Origin of the sequence: Geobacillus sp. FSL K6-3411 (assembly GCF_037965715.1) — a bacterium.
Classification (GTDB): Bacteria; Bacillota; Bacilli; order Bacillales; family Anoxybacillaceae; genus Geobacillus; species Geobacillus thermodenitrificans.
On the sequence record NZ_CP150187.1, the window covers coordinates 240,827 to 258,796 of the forward strand.

A 17,970-nucleotide genomic window follows, 5' to 3' on the forward strand; every position below is an offset into this window, starting at 1 on the left:
AAACCGACCTTTTGAGAGTAGCCTCTGTTTCTTTTTCTTACCATTTGGTTATTTATTCCTTTTTTGAGGCAGGAATTTCTCCTTATTTCCGAATTTTATCCTATTTTTTCCTTGTTGGGTCGGTCGTTGTGGCCCACTTTCTCAAATTGTGGGCAGCACAAACTAGACCCCACTCCAAGGTAATTTTTGGGAGGCCTCTCAATGAAAACCGATGAAATTGCTGATTATGCTTGATTTGCCCAAACACCGGCTCGTTTTCGATTTGCCGTCTTCGATATGTCGTCGCCCCTTCTTCCGTGGACAGCCGTTTCCGGATTTCTTGCCGTTGTTGTTGATTTTTCAAGGAAACGCGGATGGTTTTCGTGTCTTTGCCTTTGGCACATGCTGCTTGAAACGGGCATCCGGCACATGCTGTACAACGATACGTCCGTTTGACGATGACGTACCCGTTGTCGGTCGTTTCCTTCCGTTTATACACAAACACCAGCCGTTCCCCTTTCGCGCAAATCCACTCATCCAATTCCTCATCGTACGTCATGTTCTCGATTCGGCCGATCTCTTTCGCCCACGCTTTCGTTTGTTCCCGGTCCAATGTGTTGTACTTGATCAGCGCGACGATCTGCTTTTTCTCGCAGTACGTGTAGTTCTCCTCACTCCCATAGGCGGAATCCGCAATCGCTCGTTTAGGCATGGGACGCCCATAGGCGGCCAATTGCTCCAAATGTGGAATGAAGCATCCGGCATCCCCCGCCCGTTGATGCACGCTAAATCCAGTGATGAATTGGTTCTCTGTCCCTATCTGCACATTATATCCCGGTTTGAGCTGGCCGTTTTTCATATGGTCGTCTTTCATCCGCATAAACGTCGCATCGGGGTCCGTTTTCGAAAAACTGTTTCGTTCGCCTAACACTTTTTTGTATTCTTCATATTTTTTCTTACGGGGGAGAATGTCTTGTTCCAATTGCTGTTTTGCTTTCTTTAACGTGCGATTCTTCGGCTCTTTCTTTAGATGTTCTTCCACTTGTTCGATCACGGCTTCGATCTTTTCAGACGTGATCGGTGAAGCTTCCAGCTTTTCTTGAAAATCTCCTTCTTGTTCCGACTCTTCATCCTCTTTTACCACCTGTTCGATCGAGGCTACGATTTTCCGGAATTTCTCCTCCAACTTCTGATCGTACTTTTCCGTTGATTTGCGCCAAACGAACGTGTACTTGTTGGCGCTGGCCTCGATTTTCGTTCCATCCAGAAAGTAATCCTCTAGTTTGACCAACCCTTCTTGACGCAGAAGATCGACAATGGAGAAAAACGTTTCGTAAATGATGTCCTTCATCCGTTCCGACCGAAATCGGTTGATGGTGCGGAAATCCGGTGTTTGATGGCCGGATAGCCACATAAAATAAATGTTTTCTTTCAATTGCTTGGCGATTTGGCGAGAGGAATAGATCCGATTGGCGTAGGCATACAGGATGACTTTCAACATCATTTTCGGATGATAGGCTGGGCGGCCTCCGCCGGGATAGAGGGAAACGAGCAGAGCTGGATCCATTTTTTCCACGGCTAGATCCACGATCCGGCAAAGATGATGTTTGGGAATGAGAATTTCAAGATCCATTGGCAAAATGAGTTGATCTCGGTTATAATAAATGTACATAAGAAAACCGTCCTTTCTTGGTAGGGTTGTGGTGACTCTATTATACCAAAAAAGGAACGGTTTTCTTCTTTTTTTGCCCAAAAAAGTGCCCCAAAAGCGAACGCTATGCGAACACTTTTGGGACATCCTCATTTTTTATACTGGATTGCTCCGTCACGGGTGGCGAAACAACCTGCATCGTACATATAAAATATCAGACCGTTGGGCGTGAAACGTGTTACAATAGGAACGATGGCCAAGGAAAGAGGAGGAACGATAATGAAAACGAGAGTTGGAGTGTTATACGGCGGTAAATCGCCGGAACACCAAGTGTCTTTGTCGACAGCGAGGGCGGTCATGAACGCCATTGATCCTCATAAATTTGACGTTATTCCGATTTATATTACACCAGAAGGACAATGGATTAAAGGAAAACGATTGACTGGAACGGTTGAAGAAGTGAAGCAGCTGCAGTTCACTTCGACAGCGACCGCGATGATCCCTGTGTCTTTAAACCAAGTTCCTGCATCGGGTTCTGCAACTGAGAGCGACGAGGAAACCATTGATGTGATTTTCCCGCTTTTGCATGGACCAAACGGCGAAGATGGAACGGTACAAGGGCTGCTTGAAATGCTCAACCTCCCATATGTTGGCAATGGGGTGCTCGCTTCTGCTGTTGGCATGGATAAAGTGGTGATGAAAAACTTGTTTGCCCAAGCTGGGCTGCGCCAAGCGAAGTATGTGTCAGTGACGAAATATGAATGGAAAAAAGGTGGAGAAGCAGTGTATGACCGAATCGAACAAGAGCTTGGCTACCCGTGCTTCGTCAAACCGGCCAACGCTGGATCGAGCGTCGGTATTTCCAAATGCAAACAGCGTGACGATTTAAAAACAGCGTTTGCTGAGGCATTTAAATACGATCGGAAAATTATTATTGAGGAATCTATTGTCGGTCGGGAAATTGAGATTGGTGTTATCGGCAATGACGAGCCGATTTGTTCGGTTGCTGGAGAAATTGTACCGAAAAAAGAATTTTACGACTATGAGGCGAAATATGAAGACGGGCAAACGGAATTAATTATTCCTGCCAATGTGACAGAAGAGCAGTATGAGACGATCAAATCGATGGCCATTGCTGCGTTTAAAGCGCTCAACTTGTCTGGACTGGCACGCGTCGACTTTTTCCTTGCCGAAGACGGTACTGTTTATATTAACGAAGTCAATACGATGCCGGGGTTTACGCCGTACAGCATGTTTCCGCTCCTTTGGCAACATAGCGGCGTGCCGTACTCGGAATTGATCGAACGCCTTATTGCATTGGCATTGGAACGACATCAAGAAAAGCAGATGATTACGTACACATTTGAAAAGTAAAAGAGGGTGAGAGCGGATGATGAAACGGACGGTGCAGCAAATTGCTGAGATGACCGGCGGCCGGTACGCGAATCCGGAGTGGGGGAATATTGCTGTCAGCGGCGTATCAACTGACACGAGGACGATCCAAGCTGGCAACTTGTACGTTCCGCTGCTTGGCGAGACGTTTAACGGTCACGCTTTCGTGGAGGAAGCGGCGCAAAAAGGAGCAGCAGCTGTGCTGTGGGCCGAAGCGGAAGGGACACCGCCAGAAAGTGTTCCGGCGATTGTCGTCGATGATACGCTTTCGGCACTGCAGCGTCTCGCCGCCCGCTACCGTGAACAGCTCGGGCTGAAGGTTGTTGGTGTGACTGGCAGCAATGGCAAAACGACGACGAAAGATATGATCGCTGCGCTTCTTTCATCCCAATATCGCGTGCAAAAAACAGAAGGAAACTTAAACAACCATATCGGCGTTCCGCTCACGCTCCTTGCGCTCGAGGAGGGGACAGACATCGCCGTTGTGGAAATGGGGATGAGTGGGTTTGGTGAAATTGAGCAGCTCACGACGATCGCACGGCCGAATGCTGCCGTCATCACCAACATCGGTGAAGCACATTTGCAAGAGCTCGGGTCACGGGAAGGCATCGCCAAGGCAAAGCTAGAAATTTTATCTGGATTGCAAGGCGACGGTTTGTTCGTCTATCACGGCGATGAGCCGCTTTTGGCTGAGCTCGTGCCAAGCTTGCCGCTTCCTCAGCACGTTGTGACGTTTGGGGAAGGTGAGGACAACGATTATTATCCGACAACTGTGCGCATTGAAGCAGCGGGCACGTCGTTTGTCATCAACGAGCTCCCTCGCCAGACGCTATTTATTCCAGTTTTAGGGAAACACCATGTATACAACGCGCTGGCCGCCATCGCTGTCGCCCGCTTTTTCGGCGTCAGCTGGGAGAACATTGCTGCCGCTCTCTCCCGCTTGCAAGTGACGCGCATGCGTACGGAAGTCGTTAAAACGAAGCGCGGCTTTACAGTGATTAATGATGCCTACAACGCCAGCCCGACATCGATGCGCGCTGCTTTAATGCTGCTCACGGAATTGGACGGCTATCGGAAGAAAATCGCTGTATTGGGCGATATGTTGGAGCTTGGTGACAAAGAGGTCGAGTTCCACCAAGCGATTGGGGAGATGCTGCGGCCAGAGATGGTAGATTACGTGTTTACTTACGGACCACTGGCGCGTCATATCGCTACGGCCGCCACGCCGTTTTTTGATCAAGGCCAAGTGAAGGCGTTTGACGATAAAGCGGCATTGGCCGAGGCGGTGCTTTCCGTCGCAACCCCAGACGATATCGTTTTATTGAAGGCCTCGCGTGGTATGAGGTTGGAAGAGTTACTCGGTTATTGGGGGGAAAATTAGCAAAAGCGAGAAAAACGAAAAGCGGCGCTATGGGCGCCGCTTTTCGATCAGGCCGGGGGGTGGGATCATGATCGGCTGTTTATGCATTCACGGATTTACCGGGAGTCCGGAAGAGGTGGCACCGCTAGCTAATTATTTGCGCGAGCGGACCAGTTGGATCGTAGAAACGCCGACATTGCCGGGACACGGGGACAAGTTGCAGCTCAAAGGGGTTACATATAACCAATGGATTACAGCGTCTGAGCAAGCGTTTCAGGCACTGGCTCAGCGTTGCAATACGGTGTATGTTATCGGTTTTTCAATGGGTGGGGTGATCGCCGTCTATTTAGCGGAAAAATATCCGGTCGCTAGGCTCGTGCTGTTAAGCGCAGCGTTTTATTACGTCAACCCGCGTCAGTTGTGGCGTGACATCCGTGAGATGTTTGCCAACGGTTGGCGCGGAGCGCAGGAGCATCCGCTGTTTCTCCGCTATCGAAACAAAATGATGGCGACCCCATTTTCGGCTGTTAGGGAATTTCGCAAGCTTGTTCGTCATGTGCGCCCTCTCCTTCCTTGCGTTCAAGCTCCCGTACTGATCGTACAAGGGGAGAAAGATGGGATCGTGCCGCTCAAAAGTGCTTATTATTTATATGAAAAAATCGGTTCCGCAGAAAAAACGCTGCTCCTTTTGCCGGATTCGTATCACCATGTTTGTCATAGCGCTAACCGGCATGTGTTGTTTGCTGAGACGGAGAAATTTTTGTGCGCCTCCTATCATTGCAAATGACGGTATAACATGGTATGATAACTGTCAAACCTTTCTCACGAATAAAGGGACGATTTTTTATAAGGAGTTTGGATAACATTGACGACATTTCAAGAATTAGGATTAAGTAAAGAGGTAATGAAAGCTATCGAGCGGATGGGGTTTGAAGAAACGACCCCAATTCAAGCAAAAACGATCCCGCTCAGCCTACAAAATAAAGATGTGATCGGCCAAGCGCAGACCGGAACGGGGAAAACCGCTGCATTTGGCATCCCGATCGTAGAAAAAGTGGATGTGAAAAACGGTGCCATTCAGGCGCTCGTCGTCGCACCGACACGTGAGCTCGCCATTCAAGTGTCGGAAGAACTGTATAAAATCGGTGCGGTCAAGCGGGTGCGTGTTTTACCGATTTACGGCGGTCAAGATATTGAGCGGCAAATTCGCGCCTTGAAAAAACATCCGCACGTCATCGTCGGCACACCAGGCCGCATCATCGACCATATTAACCGCGGGACACTCCGCCTCGAACATGTGCGTACGGTCGTTCTCGATGAGGCCGATGAAATGTTGAATATGGGCTTTATTGAAGATATTGAGGCGATTTTACGTCATGTGCCGACTGAGCGGCAGACGCTGTTGTTCTCTGCGACGATGCCGGATCCGATCCGCCGCATTGCCGAGCGGTTTATGAATGATCCGGAACTCGTCAAAGTGAAGGCGAAGGAAATGACCGTGCCGAATATTCAGCAATATTATTTGGAAGTGCACGAGAAAAAGAAATTTGACATTTTGACACGGCTTCTTGATATCCAGGCGCCGGAGCTGGCGATTGTGTTTGGCCGCACGAAGCGGCGTGTCGACGAGCTCGCTGAAGCGCTCAACTTGCGTGGCTATGCAGCGGAAGGCATCCATGGCGATTTGAGCCAGGCGAAGCGGCTGTCGGTGTTGCGCAAGTTTAAAGAAGGATCGATCGAAATTTTAGTTGCCACCGACGTCGCAGCGCGCGGATTAGATATTTCCGGTGTGACGCACGTATATAATTTTGACATTCCGCAAGACCCAGAAAGCTACGTCCATCGAATCGGCCGCACGGGGCGCGCCGGTAAGACAGGGGTGGCGATGACGTTTGTGACACCGCGGGAAATTGGCCAGCTTCATCATATTGAGCGGACGACGAAGCGGAAGATGGAGCGGATGAAGCCGCCGACACTCAATGAGGCGCTTGAAGGCCAGCAGCGCATCGCCATTGAAAAGCTCCTCAATGTCGCGGAAGCGGAAAACTTATCATTTTACAAGCGGGCGGCCGAGGAGTTGCTTGAAGAGCATGACTCAGTGACGATCGTCGCCGCCTGCCTGAAAATGTTGACGCGCGAGCCAGACACGACACCGGTGAAGTTGACGGAAGAACCGCCTCTAGCAGTCAAACGGGAGAAAAAGCGGGGCAGCCGCCCGGACAGTTCGGCGCGTGGTCGGACGAAAAAACGGCGGATTACGGCGCATTAAGCGCCGTTTTTTCATGACCGGATCACATGAAACATCGGTAACTGGGGACGGATGGCTAAAAAAGGAGCCAACAAGCCGCCGGTGGCGAAGCCAAATAGATGAGCCATGAGATTTCCATCTGGTTCCATCAAACTAAGCAACAAATGAATCACGACAATGACTAATAACAGTTGGGTGTGCTTTGGGGCGATTAAATCGCGGCGAAACAAGGCGAGATAGCTGTACATGCCAAACAAAGCGAAAATGGCGCCTGACGCCCCGACATGGCTGTACATCGGCGGAAGAAGCAATACGGTGGCGATATTGGCGCCGACGCCGCCCCCGATATAAAGAAGTAAAAACTTCCCTTTTCCAAGCGCACGTTCCAGCCACGGGCCGAACAGCCATAGAGAAAGGCTGTTGGCCGCCATATGGTTGAAATCGTAGTGCAGAACGAGCGGGCTAATCAGCCGCCAATATTCCCCATTCCGAATGGCGCCATTCGTCCCGATGATGTATTGCCAAACAGGTTCTAGCGCTGTAAGGGGAAGAACGAACAAAATCCATAAAACGATATGGGCGGACAACACGATCGATACAACCGGATAGAGACGGACGAGTGAGCGGACATTCCCGGCATCGTGAAACATAGCTTTGTCTCCCTTCTTTATCAAAAATCGTATATCCCCCGCGAGTGGGGAAGGTCATGTCCGTTTTTTATAAGCCATCTTATGCACAAAGAGTGTAAAAAATTTGTCGGATCACATAGCACGGATAGGTGGAGAAAGTGATGATCGTTGGTATCGGCATTGATATTGTAGAGCTGGAGCGGATTCAATCACTCCTTGAGCGCAACCGCAAATTCCTTGACCGGATTTTAACGCCGCGAGAGAGGGAGCAGTTTGATCAGCTAGCGCCTGCTAGACAAGTGGAATTTCTCGCTGGACGGTTTGCGGCGAAGGAAGCGTACGCCAAAGCGCTTGGGACGGGGATCGGGCGACACGTATCGTTTCAGGACATTGAGATTGTTTCCGATGAGTATGGAAAACCGAGCATTGCTGCCCGTCGCGACGGAGAAGTTATTCATCTATCCATTTCCCATAGCCGTGACTATGCGATCGCCCAAGTCATCATTGAGCGCTTCGGGCCGGCCAAGCCATCAGATGCTTGCCACGGCTAGTCTGCATATTCTAGACAGTTGTCTCATATATTGTAGTGCATAGACAGAAATCGATATATGAGGCAAAGGGGTTGAAGCGATGGGTAGAAAGGTGCTTTGGGCATTGGTCGGCATCATCTTTTTGTTTGCTTTAGCTGGGTGCGGGTCGAAATCGCAGGAGGAAGTGCTTCGAGCGCTCAATGAAAAGATGGACGAGATGACAGGCTACCAAGCCGAGGCAAAAATGACGTTCCGCACCGGGGAGAAGCCACAAGTATATCATGTCGAAGTGTGGCATAAGCAGCCGTCGTACTACCGCGTCAGCTTGAAAAACGCCGACAAAGGGCAAAGCCAAATGATTTTGCGTAACGATGAGGGAGTATTCGTCTTTACGCCTGCCCTCAACAAAAGCTTCAAGTTTGTCAGCGACTGGCCGAAAAACAGCAGCCAAGCGTATTTGTATGAATCGCTCGTCAAAGATATTTCGAGTGACTCCAAGGCGAAGTTTAAGGCGACGAAAAAGCACTATGTATTTGAGACAAAAACGAACTATCCAAATAGCGAAATTGTTCCGATCCAAGAAATTACGCTGCGCAAAAAAGATTTAGCCCCCGTATCGGTCAAAGTGATGGATACAGACCGCAAAGCACTGTTGACAGTGGAATTTTCCAACGTTGAATTTAACAAAAAATTCGATGATGATGCATTCGATACGTCGAAAAACATGACCGGAGCGCGCCTCGAGGTACCAGCGATGGCGGAAGGGAAAGAACAAGTGATGGAAGTCATGTATCCGAGCCAGCTCCCAGAAGGCGTTCAAGCGCTTGAGGAAAAAGAAGTAAAAAGCGCAGACGGCACACGGGTCATTATGACATTTGGCGGCAAAAAATCGTTTACGCTCGTTCAAGAAAAAGCGGAAGTGCTCCCGGCAACGAGCATGCCAGTGCCTGTCAACGGGGATCCGGTCGATTTAGGATTTACGGTCGGTGCCCTCACTGGTCAAACGTTAACATGGTCGTACAACGGAGTGGAGTTTACGCTTGCCTCCGATGATCTAACGCCAGAAGAAATGGTGATGGTCGCCAGCTCGGTTCAAGAAAAAGCTGCGAAATAACCATGAAATGTGTGAACAAGGCGTGCCTTTCCGCTTTGAAAGCGGAGAGCCGCCTTGTTTTTTGTTGTGGGGAATGGAAATCAGAGCTGTCATCTGCCAATAAGGGTTAACAGCAAGCATAGGCTGCCTCATGCAGAGAGAACAAAGCCGCATGCCCACTTTTCCACTGCGTTCAGTCACTTTTCTGATGTCTAACCTATTCCGTCTTCACTACAGACGTGGTAAACTAAGAAAGAATGAAAACAAATTTAAACGCTTTCAAAACTTACGTGATTAGAAAGGCAGCGAGAGAGGATGGACAACTTTCACCGCGATACGTGGGCAGAAATCGACTTGGATGCTATTTACGACAACGTCGCGAATTTGCGACGCTTTTTACCGGATGGAACACAGGTTATGGCCGTTGTAAAAGCGAATGCCTACGGGCATGGTGACGCCCAAGTGGCGACAACGGCGCTAGAAGCCGGTGCTTCCTACTTAGCCGTCGCCATTTTGGACGAGGCGCTCGCTTTAAGACAAAAAGGCATCAATGCGCCCATTTTAGTGCTTGGGGCGTCCCGCCCGGCCGATGTGGAGCTAGCCGCTCGACATCGCATTACTTTAACCGTGTTTCGCGCCGATTGGTTAGAGGAGGCGGCATCGATTTATAACGGCTCGACTCCCGTTCATCTGCATTTAAAAATGGATACTGGAATGGGACGGCTCGGGGTAAAAGACGAGGAGGAGACGAAGCGTATTACGACGCTGATTGACCGCCACCCATCCTTTATCCTTGAAGGGGTATATACGCATTTTGCGACGGCTGATGAAGTGAATACAGACTATCTTTCTTATCAATATCGCCGCTTTTTGCATATGCTCGAATGGCTGCCATCACGGCCGCCGATCGTTCATTGTGCCAACAGTGCGACGGTACTCCGCTTTCCCGAGCGAGCGTTCAATATGGCCCGCTTCGGCATTTCCATGTACGGACTCGCTCCATCGCCAAGCATCAAGCCGTTGCTTCCATACGAACTAAAGGAGGCGTTTTCGCTTCATAGCCGCCTCGTGCATGTGAAAAGATTGCAACCGGGTGAAAAGGTGAGTTACGGAGCGACGTATACCGCACAAGAGGAAGAGTGGATCGGTACGCTCCCGATCGGCTATGCGGACGGATGGCTCCGTCGCCTGCAACATTTTCATGTGCTCGTGAACGGGCAAAAGGCGCCAATTGTCGGCCGGATTTGCATGGATCAATGCATGATTCGCCTGCCTGAACCGTTGCCAGTCGGTACGAAGGTAACATTGATCGGTCGCCAAGGAGATGAGTTCATTTCTGTTGATGATGTCGCCCGCTATTTGGAAACGATTAATTACGAAGTGCCTTGTACAATCAGTTATCGGGTGCCCCGTATTTTTTTCCGAAATAAGCGTATAATGGAAGTGAGAAATGCTGTTTGCCACGGGTGAAGCGATGCATACTTTGCTTCAGAAGGCAAAGGATAGAAAAGGGAGAAATGACTTTGCAGCGCCGTTGTTTAATGGTATCATGAAATGGAAGCAATGAATGGTTGCAGTTCGTGGAGGTGTATGATTCGTGTCGGAATCTGGCGCAACAACGGAAATCGTCGTTCGTTTGCCGCAGTCGCTGCTGACGGAACTGGACGGGCTTGTCAAACAGGAGAACGGCAATCGAAATGAACTCATTTATCAAGCGACGAAAATGTATATTCGTGAACGGAAAAAACGGCAAATTCGCGAGGCGATGAGACGAGGCTACATGGAAATGGCCAAAATCAATTTATCTATTGCTTCTGAAGCGTTTCATGCCGAATATGAGGCCGACCACACCGTTGAACGCTTAGTTAGCGGGGGGTAATGCTTTGATTGTTAAACGTGGCGACGTTTATTTTGCGGACCTTTCCCCGGTCGTTGGCTCAGAGCAGGGCGGCGTACGCCCCGTGTTGGTGATCCAAAACGATATCGGTAATCGCTTTAGTCCGACGGTGATTGTGGCGGCGATTACGGCGCAAATCCAGAAGGCGAAACTGCCGACGCATGTTGAAATCGATGCAAAACGCTACGGGTTTGAGCGCGATTCCGTCATTTTGCTTGAGCAAATTCGTACGATTGATAAGCAACGGTTGACCGATAAAATTACCCACTTGGACGATGAAATGATGGATAAAGTTGATGAGGCGCTGCAAATCAGCTTAGGATTGATCGACTTTTGATGCGGTGCGAAGAAAGCCCCCTGCCTTAGCGAGTCAAAAAGCGGGAGAGAGCGATGTTTTGTTTGCCAAGAGCGAACGGGCGGATAGGCGAAGCGGTGTTGAACGTGCGACGCTGGACTTTATTATGGCATTTTTGCATCAATGGCAAAGACGGGCAGATCGGCTCTCACAACGGTCTGTCCTTTCATTTTTATTTCGTTCCGTAAAGGAGACTCCTAGCTTCAAGCGCACAAAAGGTGGAGCCCAGCGATTAGCGGGAGAGGAATGTCGGTTGATGTTAGGCCAAACGCATAGTAGTAGAGATGTGTGTGCTGTTCTTTGCGGACGGGATATATAGGATTGTCTGGAGAACATCCAATGCGAAACGAAGCCAAACATTTTATGCGTAAAATATTCAAGGTGCGAAAGAGCTCTCCATCGTCGGATGCCGAGGGTTGGGACGATTCGAAGTGATGCTCAGAGAGACGAAGCGTTGCTTTCGTCGTGGAACTGAGGAGCTCACTTTAAGCAAAGCGAAGTCGAAGTAGTTCACGTATATGGATCACAAAGCAGCTGCGGACAAGTAGCTCTTTTTTTTGTCATCTCGAACCGAAAAGCGCCCATTCTCAGTATGACCGTAGGTAGGAGAGCGTTCAAGCATATATTAAGGGAGGGAAACGATTGACGAACGAACAGCGGCTCATTTCAATCATTGCCACCGAGCAACAGTTGACAGTGAAACAAGTTGAAAACGTCATCTCGCTTCATCAAGAAGGCAACACGATCCCGTTTATTGCTCGCTACCGGAAAGAAATGACGGGGGCGCTCGATGAAGTGCAAATCCGTGATGTGCTCGAACGATGGGAATATTTGCAACATTTAGAGCGACGGAAAGAAGAAGTTATTCGGCTGGTTGAGGAACAAGGAAAATTGACCGAAGAATTGAAAAACGCGATTATAAGCGCTACGAAACTGCAGCAAGTCGAAGATCTCTACCGCCCATATCGGCAAAAACGGCGTACAAAAGCGACGATCGCGAAAGAAAAAGGGCTTGAGCCGCTTGCGGATTGGCTCCTTTCTTGTCCCACCGCCCCATCCCCTAATGAACAGGCTAAGGCATTCATCGATGACGAAAAAGGAGTGGCCACTGTTGACGAGGCGTTGCAAGGGGCGAAAGACATCATCGCCGAACGAGTGGCCGACGATGCCACCCTTCGCCAATGGGTGCGCGAACAAACGTGGCGAAAAGGAACGATCGCTTCGACCGCCAAAGCACCAGAAAAAGACGAAAAGAATGTGTACGAAATGTATTATGACTATGAAGAACCGATCGCCAAAATCGTTCCTCATCGCGTCTTGGCCTTAAACCGCGGTGAAAAGGAAGAGGTGCTACGTGTTTCCGTCAAGGCGCCAGTGGAAGACATCGTTCGCTATTTGCAGCGAAAAACAGTCACGAATGAATTATCCCCTGCCGCCACGCTTGTGGCCGAAGCGGTTGAAGACGGGTACAAGCGGTTGATGGAGCCTGCCATTGAACGCGAGATTCGCAACGAGTTGACGGAAAAAGCAGAAGAACGAGCGATTCATATTTTTGCTGAAAACTTGCGCAAACTGCTTCTTCAGCCACCGCTAAAAGGAAAAACGGTACTCGGCATCGACCCAGCTTATCGAACCGGATGCAAACTCGCTGTTGTGGATGAAACGGGGAAGCTGCTCCGCATTGACGTCATTTACCCGCACCCGCCCCAAGAACGGAAAGAAGAAGCACGAGCAAAGCTTCTACGCTTGCTCGATGACTATCACGTCGACATGATCGCCATCGGCAACGGAACGGCATCAAGGGAAACGGAGCAGTTTGTCGCCGATACGTTAAAGCAAGTGGAACGCGACATTTTTTATGTCATTGTTAATGAAGCTGGAGCGAGTGTCTACTCAGCATCCGACCTGGCGCGCGCCGAGTTTCCGGATTTGCAAGTCGAAGAGCGGAGCGCTGTTTCCATCGCCCGTCGTGTTCAAGACCCGCTCGCTGAGCTCGTCAAAATCGATCCGAAATCGGTGGGTGTCGGTCAGTACCAACACGATGTATCGCAAAAGAAACTGGCTGAATCGCTCCGTTTTGTCGTCGAGACGGTCGTTAACCAAGTTGGTGTCAACGTGAACACTGCCTCTGTCTCTTTATTGCAGTACGTGTCAGGGTTGACGAAAACGGTATCGGAAAACATCGTCAAGCGCCGTGAAGAGCAAGGAAAATTCCGCAGCCGCGACGAGCTGAAAACGATCCCGCGCCTTGGGGCAAAAACGTACGAGCAATGTATCGGATTTTTGCGCATTCTTGACGGGGAAGAGCCGCTTGACCGAACGCCGATTCACCCTGAGCGATACGCGGAAGTGAAGCGTCTATTGCAGACATTAGGATTTACAACCGACGCCATTGGCAGCGATGAACTGCGCCAAGCGCTGCAAGCCCTCGATATCGAAGCAACGGCAGCTGAGCTCGGCATTGGTGAGCTCACATTGCGCGACATCATCGATGCTTTATGCCGTCCGGAGCGCGATCCGCGCGACGAGCTGCCCAAACCTTTGCTTCGTAAAGATGTCTTGAAAATGGAAGACTTAAAACCAGGCATGGAGCTTGAAGGCACGGTACGCAATGTCGTCGATTTCGGCGCTTTTGTTGACATCGGTGTCAAACAGGATGGGCTTGTGCACATTTCGAAACTAAGCAAACAATACGTGCGTCATCCGCTCGATATTGTTTCCGTCGGTGATGTCGTCAAAGTATGGGTCGAGCACGTCGACGTGGCGAAAGGAAGAATTTCGTTATCAATGGTTTCCCCCGAAGAGTGAAGGAAAAAGCACTGCCTTACGAGCAGTGCTTTTTTCGATAAAAAAACCAACATTGGTTTAACAGCTTGATTTGATCGCGGTTTTTCTCATAATAGGCTCGTCTCATTTGATTTTTCAGCCACGTAGGCAAGGCAGTCACCTCCCTGACAACGGAAAGGTAGTATATAATGTATGTAGTTGCACATTGTCCTGTGCCAAAAACATAAGGGGGACGCCCGCTATGGATCAAAAACGGTTGCAAGCACTCGTTGAACAAATTTCCATAAGCATATTTGGCAAACCGTTTCGCCACACTGCCTCTTTCAACCCAAGACTTCGCACTGTCGGTGGGCGCTACGTGCTGCAAACCCACAACATTGAACTGAACAAAAAATATTACGACATGTTCGGTGAAGAAGAACTCATCGCCATTATCAAACATGAACTATGCCATTACCATTTGCATCTTGAAGGGAAAGGCTACCGTCATCGCGACCGTGACTTTCGTGAGCTGTTGAAAAAAGTAGGGGCGCCTCGCTATTGCCGCCCGCTCAAACAAGAAACAAAAGCAACTAAAGCGATCCATACATACATCTGCACATCGTGCGGATTAGTATATAACCGTAAAAGACGAATCAACACCGACCGTTACGTCTGCGGCCGTTGCCACGGTCGGCTCAAGTTGGCTGAAGATGAAACAAAGCAAAACATTTTACAAAAAAGAGGTTGACAATCAAGATTATCATATGCTAAATTATAAAAGCCGTCGCCAAACGGCGAAACAAATAACAACAAACAAAAAAACATATTGACAAACAACAAGTTGCTCAATATAATAAACAATGTCAGTTGTGACAAACGTCAGTATCGACGGAGTTGTCACGAGCAGTCCTGATGTGTTAGATTTCCTTGGGTTAAAGGGTAAATGAAGGTACAGGAGATTATTTGAAGGATGCTTCTTGATTGTTCCGCAATAGCTCAGCGGTAGAGCAACCGGCTGTTAACCGGTAGGTCGTAGGTTCGAATCCTACTTGCGGAGCCACTTTATGGAGAAGTACCCAAGTGGCTGAAGGGGACGGTTTGCTAAACCGTTAGGTCGTGTCTTTACGGCGCGCGGGTTCAAATCCCGCCTTCTCCGCCACTTTTAATATACACGTGGCCCGTTGGTCAAGTGGTTAAGACACCGCCCTTTCACGGCGGTAACACGGGTTCGAATCCCGTACGGGTCACTTATAACGCGGGGGTCCCCCGCGAATTCACGGTCCCGTAGTGTAGTGGTTAACATGCCTGCCTGTCACGCAGGAGATCGCGGGTTCGAGTCCCGTCGGGACCGCCATTACACCAATCGCTGGGCCATAGCCAAGCGGTAAGGCAACGGACTTTGACTCCGTGATGCGCTGGTTCGAATCCAGCTGGCCCAGCCATTCTTATTTCATAAAAAAGTGTTATGAGCCATTAGCTCAGTAACGAAGATTGCATCCTCGAATTTGCTTCGAGTTGTCTCGACGCATATAGCTTCCTTGAATATGCTTGTAGAGGAAGAGACAGGTAGAGCGAATTGATACTTAGCGTGTTACCTCAGTTATGAGCCATTAGCTCAGTAGGTAGAGCATCTGACTTTTAATCAGAGGGTCGGAGGTTCGAGTCCTCCATGGCTCACCATATTTGCGGGTGTGGCGGAATTGGCAGACGCACCAGACTTAGGATCTGGCGCCTCACGGCGTGGGGGTTCAAGTCCCTCCACCCGCACTGATAAACACGCGGTCGTGGCGGAATGGCAGACGCGCTAGGTTGAGGGCCTAGTGGGGGCAACCCCGTGGAGGTTCAAGTCCTCTCGACCGCATTTTATTAAAATAAAAAACTGTTGACAACGATGAACTGAGTTGTTAAAATAAAGTTTGTCGCTCTCAAAAGATGCGCTCGTAGCTCAATTGGATAGAGCATCTGACTACGGATCAGAAGGTTAGGGGTTCGAATCCTCTCGAGCGCGCCATGATCGGGAAGTAGCTCAGCTTGGTAGAGCACATGGTTTGGGACCATGGGGTCGCAGGTTCAAATCCTGTCTTCCCGATTCGAAAAATCATATGCGGGTGTAGTTTAGTGGTAAAACCTCAGCCTTCCAAGCTGATGTCGTGGGTTCGATTCCCATCACCCGCTCCATGAAAAAGTTGAAATGAGAAACGGTATAATCTCGTTCCTTGAAAACTGAACGAAACGAAGCGCAAGCCAATCAACTTTCTTTTGGAGAGTTTGATCCTGGCTCAGGACGAACGCTGGCGGCGTGCCTAATACATGCAAGTCGAGCGGACCGAACGAGAGCTTGCTCTTGTTCGGTCAGCGGCGGACGGGTGAGTAACACGTGGGCAACCTGCCCGCAAGACCGGGATAACTCCGGGAAACCGGAGCTAATACCGGATAACACCAAAGACCGCATGGTCTTTGGTTGAAAGGCGGCTTCGGCTGCCACTTGCGGATGGGCCCGCGGCGCATTAGCTAGTTGGTGAGGTAACGGCTCACCAAGGCGACGATGCGTAGCCGGCCTGAGAGGGTGACCGGCCACACTGGGACTGAGACACGGCCCAGACTCCTACGGGAGGCAGCAGTAGGGAATCTTCCGCAATGGACGAAAGTCTGACGGAGCGACGCCGCGTGAGCGAAGAAGGCCTTCGGGTCGTAAAGCTCTGTTGTGAGGGACGAAGGAGCGCCGTTTGAATAAGGCGGCGCGGTGACGGTACCTCACGAGAAAGCCCCGGCTAACTACGTGCCAGCAGCCGCGGTAATACGTAGGGGGCGAGCGTTGTCCGGAATTATTGGGCGTAAAGCGCGCGCAGGCGGTCCTTTAAGTCTGATGTGAAAGCCCACGGCTCAACCGTGGAGGGTCATTGGAAACTGGGGGACTTGAGTGCAGGAGAGGAGAGCGGAATTCCACGTGTAGCGGTGAAATGCGTAGAGATGTGGAGGAACACCAGTGGCGAAGGCGGCTCTCTGGCCTGTAACTGACGCTGAGGCGCGAAAGCGTGGGGAGCAAACAGGATTAGATACCCTGGTAGTCCACGCCGTAAACGATGAGTGCTAAGTGTTAGAGGGGTCACACCCTTTAGTGCTGTAGCTAACGCGATAAGCACTCCGCCTGGGGAGTACGGCCGCAAGGCTGAAACTCAAAGGAATTGACGGGGGCCCGCACAAGCGGTGGAGCATGTGGTTTAATTCGAAGCAACGCGAAGAACCTTACCAGGTCTTGACATCCCCTGACAACCCAAGAGATTGGGCGTTCCCCCTTCGGGGGGACAGGGTGACAGGTGGTGCATGGTTGTCGTCAGCTCGTGTCGTGAGATGTTGGGTTAAGTCCCGCAACGAGCGCAACCCTTGCCTCTAGTTGCCAGCATTCAGTTGGGCACTCTAGAGGGACTGCCGGCTAAAAGTCGGAGGAAGGTGGGGATGACGTCAAATCATCATGCCCCTTATGACCTGGGCTACACACGTGCTACAATGGGCGGTACAAAGGGCTGCGAACCCGCGAGGGGGAGCGAATCCCAAAAAGCCGCTCTCAGTTCGGATTGCAGGCTGCAACTCGCCTGCATGAAGCCGGAATCGCTAGTAATCGCGGATCAGCATGCCGCGGTGAATACGTTCCCGGGCCTTGTACACACCGCCCGTCACACCACGAGAGCTTGCAACACCCGAAGTCGGTGAGGTAACCCTTACGGGAGCCAGCCGCCGAAGGTGGGGCAAGTGATTGGGGTGAAGTCGTAACAAGGTAGCCGTACCGGAAGGTGCGGCTGGATCACCTCCTTTCTAAGGACGAAAAGCGGAAGCGCCGCGGTCGGCTCTCGAAGCCAAATGTTCTTCACCCGTAGGGGTGCTTGCACCCCGAGGGGGAAGGTTATTTGGCAGAAGAGAGCCAGGCGCTGGAGCTAGACATCACGAAAAGCGGAGGCCGTTAATGGCCAATCATTAACAAATTGCGCTTTCGTTTCGTTCAGTTTTGAAGGAATGAGAATTCCTTCAAATCGTTCCTTGAAAACTAGATAACCGGAAAAGCTGAGGTG

Annotated in this window: 14 protein-coding genes, 11 tRNA genes and 1 rRNA gene; 23 read left to right on the forward strand and 3 right to left on the reverse strand. The window is 50.3% G+C overall.

From position 1 onward, the window contains the following. Nucleotides 1-100: 100 nt before the first annotated feature. Nucleotides 101-1,651: an IS1182 family transposase gene (locus NSQ22_RS01280; protein ID WP_013399800.1), complete on the reverse strand. Its 1,551-nt coding sequence runs from the start codon at nt 1,649-1,651 to the stop codon at nt 101-103. A gap of 258 nt (nt 1,652-1,909) precedes the next feature. Between NSQ22_RS01280 and NSQ22_RS01285 the strand changes: the two genes are divergently transcribed. From NSQ22_RS01285 to NSQ22_RS01300, 4 genes are all read left to right on the forward strand, one after another. Continuing rightward, on the forward strand, nt 1,910-3,004 hold the full coding sequence (locus NSQ22_RS01285) for a D-alanine--D-alanine ligase (protein WP_060475532.1): 1,095 nt from the start codon (nt 1,910-1,912) through the stop codon (nt 3,002-3,004). 16 nt (nt 3,005-3,020) lie between these two features. Next, nucleotides 3,021-4,403, forward strand: coding sequence for a UDP-N-acetylmuramoyl-tripeptide--D-alanyl-D-alanine ligase (gene murF / locus NSQ22_RS01290; protein WP_029761553.1), 1,383 nt, complete (start codon nt 3,021-3,023; stop codon nt 4,401-4,403). A gap of 67 nt (nt 4,404-4,470) precedes the next feature. Beyond that, nucleotides 4,471-5,169, forward strand: coding sequence for an alpha/beta fold hydrolase (locus NSQ22_RS01295; RefSeq protein ID WP_008881480.1), 699 nt, complete (start codon nt 4,471-4,473; stop codon nt 5,167-5,169). Between the two features lie 78 nt (nt 5,170-5,247). Then, nucleotides 5,248-6,651 carry a DEAD/DEAH box helicase gene (locus tag NSQ22_RS01300; protein WP_008881479.1) on the forward strand — a complete coding sequence of 468 codons (1,404 nt, stop codon included), beginning with the start codon at nt 5,248-5,250 and terminating at the stop codon, nt 6,649-6,651. Nucleotides 6,652-6,662: 11 nt separating this feature from the next. Here NSQ22_RS01300 and NSQ22_RS01305 read toward each other — a convergent pair whose 3' ends face one another. Beyond that, entirely contained in the window at nt 6,663-7,280 is a 618-nt protein-coding gene (locus NSQ22_RS01305; protein WP_008881478.1) for a rhomboid family intramembrane serine protease, read from the reverse strand. Between the two features lie 140 nt (nt 7,281-7,420). Here NSQ22_RS01305 and acpS point away from each other — a divergent pair, with 140 nt between their 5' ends. The 6 genes from acpS (at nt 7,421) to NSQ22_RS01335 (ending at nt 13,942) form a co-directional block, all read left to right on the forward strand. Beyond that, nucleotides 7,421-7,810, forward strand: a complete 390-nt coding sequence (gene acpS, locus NSQ22_RS01310) for a holo-ACP synthase (RefSeq protein ID WP_008881477.1) — start codon at nt 7,421-7,423, stop codon at nt 7,808-7,810. A 79-nt stretch (nt 7,811-7,889) separates the two neighbouring features. Further along, nucleotides 7,890-8,903, forward strand: a complete 1,014-nt coding sequence (locus NSQ22_RS01315; protein ID WP_008881476.1) for an outer membrane lipoprotein carrier protein LolA — start codon at nt 7,890-7,892, stop codon at nt 8,901-8,903. Between the two features lie 294 nt (nt 8,904-9,197). Further along, the gene (alr, locus tag NSQ22_RS01320; RefSeq protein WP_008881475.1) at nt 9,198-10,352 is read left to right on the forward strand and encodes an alanine racemase; all 1,155 of its coding nucleotides are present in this window, start codon (nt 9,198-9,200) and stop codon (nt 10,350-10,352) included. Nucleotides 10,353-10,479: 127 nt separating this feature from the next. Further along, the gene (locus NSQ22_RS01325) at nt 10,480-10,761 is read left to right on the forward strand and encodes a YlcI/YnfO family protein (RefSeq protein ID WP_008881474.1); all 282 of its coding nucleotides are present in this window, start codon (nt 10,480-10,482) and stop codon (nt 10,759-10,761) included. Nucleotides 10,762-10,765: 4 nt separating this feature from the next. Continuing rightward, nucleotides 10,766-11,116 (forward strand): type II toxin-antitoxin system endoribonuclease NdoA, encoded by a 351-nt coding sequence (gene ndoA / locus NSQ22_RS01330; RefSeq protein WP_003253417.1) that lies wholly within the window; start codon nt 10,766-10,768, stop codon nt 11,114-11,116. Nucleotides 11,117-11,776: 660 nt separating this feature from the next. Continuing rightward, nucleotides 11,777-13,942: a Tex family protein gene (locus NSQ22_RS01335; RefSeq protein WP_029761551.1), complete on the forward strand. Its 2,166-nt coding sequence runs from the start codon at nt 11,777-11,779 to the stop codon at nt 13,940-13,942. Between the two features lie 16 nt (nt 13,943-13,958). Here NSQ22_RS01335 and cmpA read toward each other — a convergent pair whose 3' ends face one another. Then, nucleotides 13,959-14,072 (reverse strand): cortex morphogenetic protein CmpA, encoded by a 114-nt coding sequence (gene cmpA, locus NSQ22_RS01340; RefSeq protein WP_087959817.1) that lies wholly within the window; start codon nt 14,070-14,072, stop codon nt 13,959-13,961. 90 nt (nt 14,073-14,162) lie between these two features. On the opposite strand from cmpA, the gene NSQ22_RS01345 reads away from it, so the two are divergent. The 13 genes from NSQ22_RS01345 to NSQ22_RS01405 all read left to right on the forward strand — a co-directional run bounded on the left by NSQ22_RS01345 (nt 14,163) and on the right by NSQ22_RS01405 (nt 17,716). After that, nucleotides 14,163-14,651, forward strand: a complete 489-nt coding sequence (locus NSQ22_RS01345) for a SprT family protein (RefSeq protein WP_008881471.1) — start codon at nt 14,163-14,165, stop codon at nt 14,649-14,651. A gap of 237 nt (nt 14,652-14,888) precedes the next feature. Continuing rightward, nucleotides 14,889-14,963 (forward strand) — tRNA-Asn (locus NSQ22_RS01350). Between the two features lie 6 nt (nt 14,964-14,969). Continuing rightward, nucleotides 14,970-15,062: transfer RNA gene (locus tag NSQ22_RS01355), tRNA-Ser, on the forward strand. Nucleotides 15,063-15,078: 16 nt separating this feature from the next. Then, nucleotides 15,079-15,150: transfer RNA gene (locus NSQ22_RS01360), tRNA-Glu, on the forward strand. A gap of 31 nt (nt 15,151-15,181) precedes the next feature. Further along, a tRNA-Asp gene (locus NSQ22_RS01365) sits at nt 15,182-15,257 on the forward strand. Nucleotides 15,258-15,270: 13 nt separating this feature from the next. Continuing rightward, nucleotides 15,271-15,345 (forward strand) — tRNA-Gln (locus NSQ22_RS01370). Between the two features lie 162 nt (nt 15,346-15,507). Then, nucleotides 15,508-15,583, forward strand: a tRNA-Lys gene (locus NSQ22_RS01375). A gap of 5 nt (nt 15,584-15,588) precedes the next feature. Next, nucleotides 15,589-15,670: transfer RNA gene (locus tag NSQ22_RS01380), tRNA-Leu, on the forward strand. Nucleotides 15,671-15,681: 11 nt separating this feature from the next. Then, nucleotides 15,682-15,764, forward strand: a tRNA-Leu gene (locus NSQ22_RS01385). Nucleotides 15,765-15,837: 73 nt separating this feature from the next. Further along, nucleotides 15,838-15,914: transfer RNA gene (locus tag NSQ22_RS01390), tRNA-Arg, on the forward strand. 4 nt (nt 15,915-15,918) lie between these two features. Continuing rightward, nucleotides 15,919-15,992, forward strand: a tRNA-Pro gene (locus NSQ22_RS01395). Between the two features lie 15 nt (nt 15,993-16,007). Continuing rightward, nucleotides 16,008-16,081: transfer RNA gene (locus tag NSQ22_RS01400), tRNA-Gly, on the forward strand. Between the two features lie 78 nt (nt 16,082-16,159). Next, nucleotides 16,160-17,716: ribosomal RNA gene (locus tag NSQ22_RS01405) — 16S ribosomal RNA — on the forward strand. Nucleotides 17,717-17,970: the final 254 nt, after the last annotated feature.